Source organism: Agromyces sp. P1_H4 (assembly GCF_056405255.1).
The window spans coordinates 1-6,060 of the sequence record NZ_JBFUCL010000233.1; the positions used below are offsets into that span (position 1 = coordinate 1).

Consider the following 6,060-nt stretch of genomic DNA (forward strand, 5'->3'; position numbering starts at 1 on the left):
CCGAACACCCGGTCGCCGACGGCGAAGCGCGCGACGCCCGGCCCGACCTCGTCGACGATGCCGGCGAAGTCCGAGCCGAGCACGGACCGCCGCGGTGCGCGAAGCCCGAAGGCCAGTCGGGCGAACCAGGGCGAGCCCGACCGTGCCGCGGCGTCGGCCGCGCCCACGCAGGCCGCGTGCACCCGCACGCGGAGCTCGCCGCCTACTGCGTGTGGCTCGGGCCGCTCGGCGATGCCCACGACCTCCGGCGGTCCGTACTGCGTATATTCGGCGACCCTCATGATCCTGCTCCCTGCTCGTCGGGGTACTGGAAGACGTCGTCGAGCGGGACCCCGAACACCCCGGCGATCTGGAACGCCATCTCGAGCGACGGCGAGTACCGGCCCTGCTCGATGGCGATGACGGTCTGGCGGGTCACGCCGAGTCGCCGTGCGAGCTCGGCCTGCGTCATCTCGTCGGCGCGGAACCGCAGCGCACGGATGTCGTTCGTGACCCTCGTGGGCTTCACCACGTCGGCACGCCCCGGCGGTAGGCGACGATCTTGGTGATGCTCGAGAGGATCGCCGAGAGCACGAAGCAGAAGTAGACGGTGTTCGCGATCCAGAACCCGTCGGCGTCGAGCATCGCGAGCACGAGCGCACCGAGGGCGCCGATGATGACGAACGAGCTGCCGACGCGCTCGCCGAGGCGGTCGATCTCCTTGTCGCGGATGTCGCCCCGAGTGCTCTCGCTCGGCGAGAAGACCTCGACGAGGACCCGCCCGACGATCGACGCCACGATCGCGCCGCCGATCACCCACAGCATCGCCGGCACGTAGTCGATCTCGTCGACGGGGGTTCCGCTCAGGAGCGCGGGCAGCACCAGCGAGAGGTACACCGTGCTGCCGACGACGGCGACGACGAGGTAGACCCAGGTGCCCTTCTCCTCGTACGACACCGACGACTCGTGCTCGCGCCGACTTCGTCGCTCCATGCGGCTCACGCTCCAATGTCAAGAATTCTTTACGCGCCCAATGTAAAGCTCTGACGACACGATGTCAACAATTCTTGACACTCAGTCCCACAAGCGTGAGGAGCGGATGCCAAACCCGCACGTACTGACGACAGAACGCAGGTTCGGCATCCACTCGATCGTGCGGGCGCGGCGCGGCGGCTAATGCGCGCCGTCGACGAGCTTCAGCCCCACCACGCAGCCGACGAGGCCCGCCATGAGCGCGAGCTTCGCCCACGAGACATCCGTGTCGCCCGTGATCATCGCCCAGGCGACGGTGAGCGCCGCACCGATGCCGACCCACACCGCATACGCCGTGCCCGTCGAGATGTCGCGCATCGCCCACGCCAGGCCGCCCATCGAGAGGGCGAGCGCGCCGAAGAACACCACCGACGGCCAGAGCTTCGTGAAGCCCTCGGACTTCCCGAGTGCGGTGGCCCAGACGGCCTCGAGGATTCCGGACACGATCAGCACGACCCACGCCATGACGGTTCACTCCCATGGCCAGTCTTGTCGCGTTCCGGGTACTGGATTCCCTCGTCCGGGGCCGCCGTCGGGCGACCTGGCAGACAGGCTAGCAACCGCCCCTGTGCAGTGCATGGGCAGCGGATGCCGCGGCGGCGCGCCCGCGGCATCCGCTCGGCTCACCCGGCGCTCACGGCAGCGCGAGCACCTCGGCGAAGTGCTCGACCACCGGGAACGGATCGTAGAACCCGTGCAGCAGCTCCCGCCAGCGCGTGTACTCGGGCGAGCCGCGGAACCCGACGGCGTGCGCCTCGACGCTCTCCCAGTGCACGAGGAGCAGGTACTCGTTCGGCGTCTCGATGGAGCGCGACACCCGCAGGTCGACGAAGCCGGGCATCCCGGCGATGATCGGCGTCGCCGCGGCGAGCGCGGCTTCGAAGTCGGCCTCGCGGCCGGGCGTCACGGGCAGGATGGCGTGTTCGAGGATCACCGGCTCCACGCTAGCGGCCCCGCCGCGGCATCCGACCGACTGGCAGGCGTCGGCTGGGGATTGGCAGCCCCCAGCCCGAACCGCGGACCGCCGGCGAGGCATCATGAGGGCATGGACTTCGACGACACCGCCGCCCTCATCGTGATCGACGTGCAGCAGGGGTTCGACGACCTCTCCTGGGGCGAGCGCGACAACCCCGACGCCGAGGCGAACATCGGGCGCCTGGTCGCCGCGTGGGCGGACGCCTCGCGGCCGATCGTGCTCGTGCGGCACGACTCGGCCTCGCCCGGCTCGCCGCTCGGCCGCGGCACGCCCGGCAACGCGCTGAAGGACGTCGTGGCGGATGCCCCGCACGACCTGTTCGTGACCAAGCAGGTGAACTCGGCGTTCTACGGCGATCCCGACCTGCACGCGTGGCTGCAGGACCGCGGCATCCGCCAGCTCGTGATCACCGGGATCCAGACGAACATGTGCGTCGAGACCACGGCGCGCATGGGCGGCAACCTCGGCTACGACGTGGTGCTGCCGATCGATGCGACGCACACGTTCGACCTCGAGGGGCCGGGCGGCGTGCGCCTCACGGCGTCCGAGCTGGCGCGCGCGACGGCGGTGAACCTCGCCGGCGGCGGCTTCGCCCGGGTCGTGACCACCGACGAGGTGCTCGGCTGAGCAGCATCGACCTCGACGCCGGCGGGACCCCGCGGCATCCGTTGCCCCGCATTACGGCAGCGAGCGGATGCCGCGGCGGCCCGCAGTAGCGTGAACGCATGGCAGACCGCGAATTCGGCTTCAAGACCCGCGCCATCCATGCGGGCAACATCCCCGACCAGGTGACGGGAGCCCGCGCGCTGCCGATCTACCAGTCGAGCGCCTTCGTCTTCGACGACACCGCGGATGCCGCCGCCCGGTTCGCCCTGCAGAAGTACGGCAACATCTACTCGCGGCTCGCGAACCCCACCGTGGCGAGCTTCGAGGAGCGCGTCGCCAGCCTCGAGGGCGGCCTCGGCGCCGTCGCCACCGCGTCGGGCCTGAGCGCCCAGTACATCGTGTTCGCGAGCCTCGCGGGCGCCGGCGACCACATCGTCGCGTCGGCGAACCTCTACGGCGGCTCGATCACGCAGCTGGACGTCACGCTGCGCCGGTTCGGGGTCGAGACGACCTTCGTGCGCTCCGCCGACCCCGCCGACTACGCCGCGGCGATCACCGAGCAGACGAAAGCGCTCTTCGTCGAGACGATCGCGAACCCGTCAGGCGAGATCGCCGACCTCGAGGGCCTCGCCGACGTGGCGCGCGCCCACGGGATCCCGTTCATCGTCGACTCGACGATCCCGACGCCCTACCTCAACCGCCCCATCGAGTGGGGCGCCGACATCGTCACGCACTCGGCGACGAAGTTCCTCGGCGGGCACGGCACGACGCTCGGCGGCGTGGTCGTCGAGTCGGGCCGGTTCGACTGGCACTCCGAGAAGTTCCCGCTCTTCGGGCAGCCGGTGCCGAGCTACGGGGGCCTGCAGTGGTCGGGCAACTTCGGCGAGTACGCGTTCCTCACGCGCCTGCGCGCCGAGCAGCTGCGCGACATCGGCCCGGCGCTCGCGCCGCACTCGGCGTTCCTCCTCGCCCAGGGCGTGGAGACGCTGCCGTACCGCATCCAAGCGCACGTCGACAACGCCCGCGCCGTCGCCGAGTGGCTCGAGGCCGATCCGCGCATCGAGCGCGTCTGGTGGGCGGGCCTGCCGAACCACCCGCACCACGACCGTGCGCAGAAGTACCTGCCCAAGGGTCCGGGCTCGGTGTTCAGCTTCGAGGTGAAGGGCGGCCGCGCGGTCGGCCAGCAGCTCATCGAGTCGGTGAACCTCGCCTCCCACCTCGCGAACATCGGCGATGCGAAGACGCTCATCATCCACCCGGCGTCGACCACGCACGCCCAGCTCACCGAGCAGCAGCTCGTCGACGCGGGGGTGCTGCCGGGGGTCGTGAGGATTAGCGTGGGCATCGAAGACGTTGAAGACATCATCGACGATCTCGACCAGGCCCTGACGGCCGCGACAGGAGGAGCACGATGAGCACGGCGACGGATGCCACGACCACGACCCTTCCGTCCGACGCGGATGCCGCGGCATCCGCCGACCTCGAGACCGTGCGCCTCGTCAACGGCCTCTCGTGCGACCTGCCGGCCGGCTCGCCGCTCGCGAAGCTGCTCAAGTCGCAGCGCACGTGGATCGGGCCCGACGCGAAGCAGCGCCTGAAGATCCTCAACGCGGCCAAGTCGGTCGCGATCGTGGGCGCGTCGCCGAACCCGGCGCGATCGAGCTACTTCGTCGGCACCTACCTGCAGCAGTCGAGCGACTTCCGCCTGTACTTCGTGAACCCGAACGCCACCGAAATCCTCGGCGAGCCCGCGTACGCGAGCCTGACCGACCTGCCCGAGGTGCCCGACATCGTCGTGGTGTTCCGCCGTGGCAGCGACATCCCGCAGGTCGTCGACGAGGTCGTCGCCGCCGGCGCGAAGACGATCTGGGTGCAGCTCGGCATCTGGAACCAGGATGCGGCGTACTACGGCGAGGAGCAGGGGCTCACCGTCGTCATGGACCGCTGCATCAAGGTGGAGCACGCCCGCTTCCACGGCGGCCTGCACCTGCTCGGCTTCGACACCGGGCAGATCACGGCCCGCAAGACGGTGCGCTGACCCCGACCGACCAGTCCACCGATGCCGGATCGGCCTCTTGACCGGCTTCGGTCACGGCGATTCGATCGAGGGATGCCGCTGGACATCGAATTCTCGTCGGATCCCGCTCGCCTCGACCGCGATCGGGTGCACGCGTGGCTCGCGGAGGAGTCGTACTGGGCCGCCGGACGCAGCCGCGAGTCGCACGACGCCGCGATGGCGGCCTCCCGGAACTACGGCATCTACGACACCCGCACCGGGTCGCAGCTCGCGTACGCGCGCGTGATCACCGACGGCGTGACGTTCGCCTGGCTCTGCGACGTGTTCGTCGCCGTGGAGGCTCGTGGGCGCGGGGTCGGGATCGCGCTCATCGACGGCGTCATGGCGGAACTCGCACCGCTCGACCTGAAGCGCATCGCCCTCACGACGGCGGACGCGCACGGCCTCTACGAGCGGTACGGCTTCGGGCCGGTGCCCAATCCCGACCAGTGGATGGCTCGCATGGGCGCGGCGATGCGATGACCGACGCTCATCCGCGCTCGAGGCGTGCGATGAGCGCGCGCCGGTCGACGCCGGCGTAGGCGAGCGCCCGCGGCACGGTCCCGAGATCGGCCAGGAGCACGCCCCGCAGGGCCGCGGCGATCGCGAGCTGCTCGCGCTCCTCGCGCGTGCGGCCGCGTGCGCGATTCGTGCGGAAGTCGGCACGACGCAGGGCATCGCGCAGGGAAGCACCCCAGCCCGGTCGGGTCCGCCGCGTGGAGCGCAGTCGATCCTCGGCGATGGGGGCGACGCCCGCGACCTCGAGGGCGCGGGAACGCTCGGCGTCGAGTGCAGCCTCCACGGCGGCATGATCGAGGCCGAACTCGGCGAGCGTCCTGGCCGCGACGTCGTCGCCGGCCGAGATCACGAGCAGCATGTGCTCCGCCTCGACGTTCGCCGCGCCGCGCCGGGCGGCTTCGTCGATCGTGCGCAGGACCACCTGCTTGAGGCCCACGTCCATCGCGCCGTCGACCGGGCCGGGTACGTCACGCATTGCGTCTCCTCAGTTCGATGCCGGCGGCATCGAGTCGCCGGTGATGCTTCTTGTGCACGGCCTGCCGGGTGACGCCGAGCGCCTCGGCGACCTGCGTCCAGCTCCAGCCCGAGCGCATGGCCCGCTCGACGGCGGCGTCCTCGAGCCGGTCGGCGAGCTCGCGCAGCGCCACGACGGCGGCGAGGTCGTCGGCTTCGGCGCCGATCGGTTCCGGAGTTCGAGGGGTCATATGAGCAACCTAGGTTGCTCAGCTGGTATTGTCAACCCATGTTGCGTATCTCCTCCGTGGTCGACGGCACCTCCGACGGTCCCGAACCGCGCATCGGCCACCTGGGCGCGGGTAGGCTCGTGCGCGTGCAGCCTGACCGATCCCGCCGACCGCGCGTCGGCGTGCTCGGTCCGGTCGTGGTCGAGGAC

General features: G+C 70.6%; 11 protein-coding genes and 1 riboswitch. Of the genes, 4 read left to right on the top strand and 7 right to left on the bottom strand.

Translation table 11 applies throughout. The features are described from left to right. The 5 genes from AC1DY2_RS13680 to AC1DY2_RS13700 form a co-directional block, all read right to left on the bottom strand. A partial coding sequence (locus AC1DY2_RS13680; protein ID WP_476762935.1) for an alcohol dehydrogenase catalytic domain-containing protein occupies positions 1-281 on the bottom strand: 281 nt, incomplete at its 3' end. Next, entirely contained in the window at positions 278-511 is a 234-nt protein-coding gene (locus AC1DY2_RS13685; protein ID WP_309980084.1) for a helix-turn-helix transcriptional regulator, read from the bottom strand. The genes AC1DY2_RS13685 and AC1DY2_RS13680, both read right to left, overlap by 4 nt. Beyond that, entirely contained in the window at positions 505-972 is a 468-nt protein-coding gene (locus AC1DY2_RS13690) for a hypothetical protein (RefSeq protein WP_476762936.1), read from the bottom strand. The genes AC1DY2_RS13685 and AC1DY2_RS13690 overlap by 7 nt, the downstream gene beginning before the upstream one ends. A 180-nt stretch (positions 973-1,152) precedes the next feature. Continuing rightward, on the bottom strand, positions 1,153-1,476 hold the full coding sequence (locus AC1DY2_RS13695) for a DMT family transporter (RefSeq protein ID WP_476762937.1): 324 nt from the start codon (positions 1,474-1,476) through the stop codon (positions 1,153-1,155). A 13-nt stretch (positions 1,477-1,489) separates the two neighbouring features. Beyond that, a riboswitch (guanidine-III (ykkC-III) riboswitch) is annotated at positions 1,490-1,556 on the bottom strand. An 89-nt stretch (positions 1,557-1,645) separates the two neighbouring features. Beyond that, on the bottom strand, positions 1,646-1,945 hold the full coding sequence (locus AC1DY2_RS13700; protein WP_476762938.1) for an antibiotic biosynthesis monooxygenase family protein: 300 nt from the start codon (positions 1,943-1,945) through the stop codon (positions 1,646-1,648). Positions 1,946-2,056: 111 nt separating this feature from the next. Here AC1DY2_RS13700 and AC1DY2_RS13705 point away from each other — a divergent pair, with 111 nt between their 5' ends. From AC1DY2_RS13705 to AC1DY2_RS13720, 4 genes are all read left to right on the top strand, one after another. Next, on the top strand, positions 2,057-2,614 hold the full coding sequence (locus AC1DY2_RS13705; protein WP_476762939.1) for a cysteine hydrolase family protein: 558 nt from the start codon (positions 2,057-2,059) through the stop codon (positions 2,612-2,614). Positions 2,615-2,712: 98 nt separating this feature from the next. Then, on the top strand, positions 2,713-4,008 hold the full coding sequence (locus AC1DY2_RS13710) for an O-acetylhomoserine aminocarboxypropyltransferase/cysteine synthase family protein (RefSeq protein WP_309980094.1): 1,296 nt from the start codon (positions 2,713-2,715) through the stop codon (positions 4,006-4,008). Continuing rightward, on the top strand, positions 4,005-4,631 hold the full coding sequence (locus AC1DY2_RS13715) for a CoA-binding protein (RefSeq protein ID WP_476762940.1): 627 nt from the start codon (positions 4,005-4,007) through the stop codon (positions 4,629-4,631). Before AC1DY2_RS13710 ends, AC1DY2_RS13715 begins: the two co-directional genes overlap by 4 nt. A 72-nt stretch (positions 4,632-4,703) precedes the next feature. After that, entirely contained in the window at positions 4,704-5,132 is a 429-nt protein-coding gene (locus AC1DY2_RS13720; protein ID WP_476762941.1) for a GNAT family N-acetyltransferase, read from the top strand. 7 nt (positions 5,133-5,139) lie between these two features. On the opposite strand, the gene AC1DY2_RS13725 is transcribed toward AC1DY2_RS13720, so the two are convergent. After that, the gene (locus AC1DY2_RS13725) at positions 5,140-5,643 is read right to left on the bottom strand and encodes a hypothetical protein (RefSeq protein ID WP_476762942.1); all 504 of its coding nucleotides are present in this window, start codon (positions 5,641-5,643) and stop codon (positions 5,140-5,142) included. Next, positions 5,636-5,872, bottom strand: a complete 237-nt coding sequence (locus tag AC1DY2_RS13730) for a helix-turn-helix domain-containing protein (RefSeq protein ID WP_309980098.1) — start codon at positions 5,870-5,872, stop codon at positions 5,636-5,638. The genes AC1DY2_RS13725 and AC1DY2_RS13730 overlap by 8 nt, the downstream gene beginning before the upstream one ends. Between the last annotated feature and the right edge of the window lie 188 nt (positions 5,873-6,060).

What these genes read in the sequence shown, in the direction of transcription:
- AC1DY2_RS13690 (WP_476762936.1), bottom strand. Translation starts at nt 972, where the DNA reads ATGGAGCGACGAAGTCGGCGCGAGCACGAGTCGTCGGTGTCGTACGAG.
- AC1DY2_RS13710 (WP_309980094.1), top strand. Translation starts at nt 2,713, where the DNA reads ATGGCAGACCGCGAATTCGGCTTCAAGACCCGCGCCATCCATGCGGGC.
- AC1DY2_RS13725 (WP_476762942.1), bottom strand. Translation starts at nt 5,643, where the DNA reads ATGCGTGACGTACCCGGCCCGGTCGACGGCGCGATGGACGTGGGCCTC.
- AC1DY2_RS13705 (WP_476762939.1), top strand. Translation starts at nt 2,057, where the DNA reads ATGGACTTCGACGACACCGCCGCCCTCATCGTGATCGACGTGCAGCAG.
- AC1DY2_RS13730 (WP_309980098.1), bottom strand. Translation starts at nt 5,872, where the DNA reads ATGACCCCTCGAACTCCGGAACCGATCGGCGCCGAAGCCGACGACCTC.
- AC1DY2_RS13695 (WP_476762937.1), bottom strand. Translation starts at nt 1,476, where the DNA reads ATGGCGTGGGTCGTGCTGATCGTGTCCGGAATCCTCGAGGCCGTCTGG.
- AC1DY2_RS13720 (WP_476762941.1), top strand. Translation starts at nt 4,704, where the DNA reads ATGCCGCTGGACATCGAATTCTCGTCGGATCCCGCTCGCCTCGACCGC.
- AC1DY2_RS13715 (WP_476762940.1), top strand. Translation starts at nt 4,005, where the DNA reads ATGAGCACGGCGACGGATGCCACGACCACGACCCTTCCGTCCGACGCG.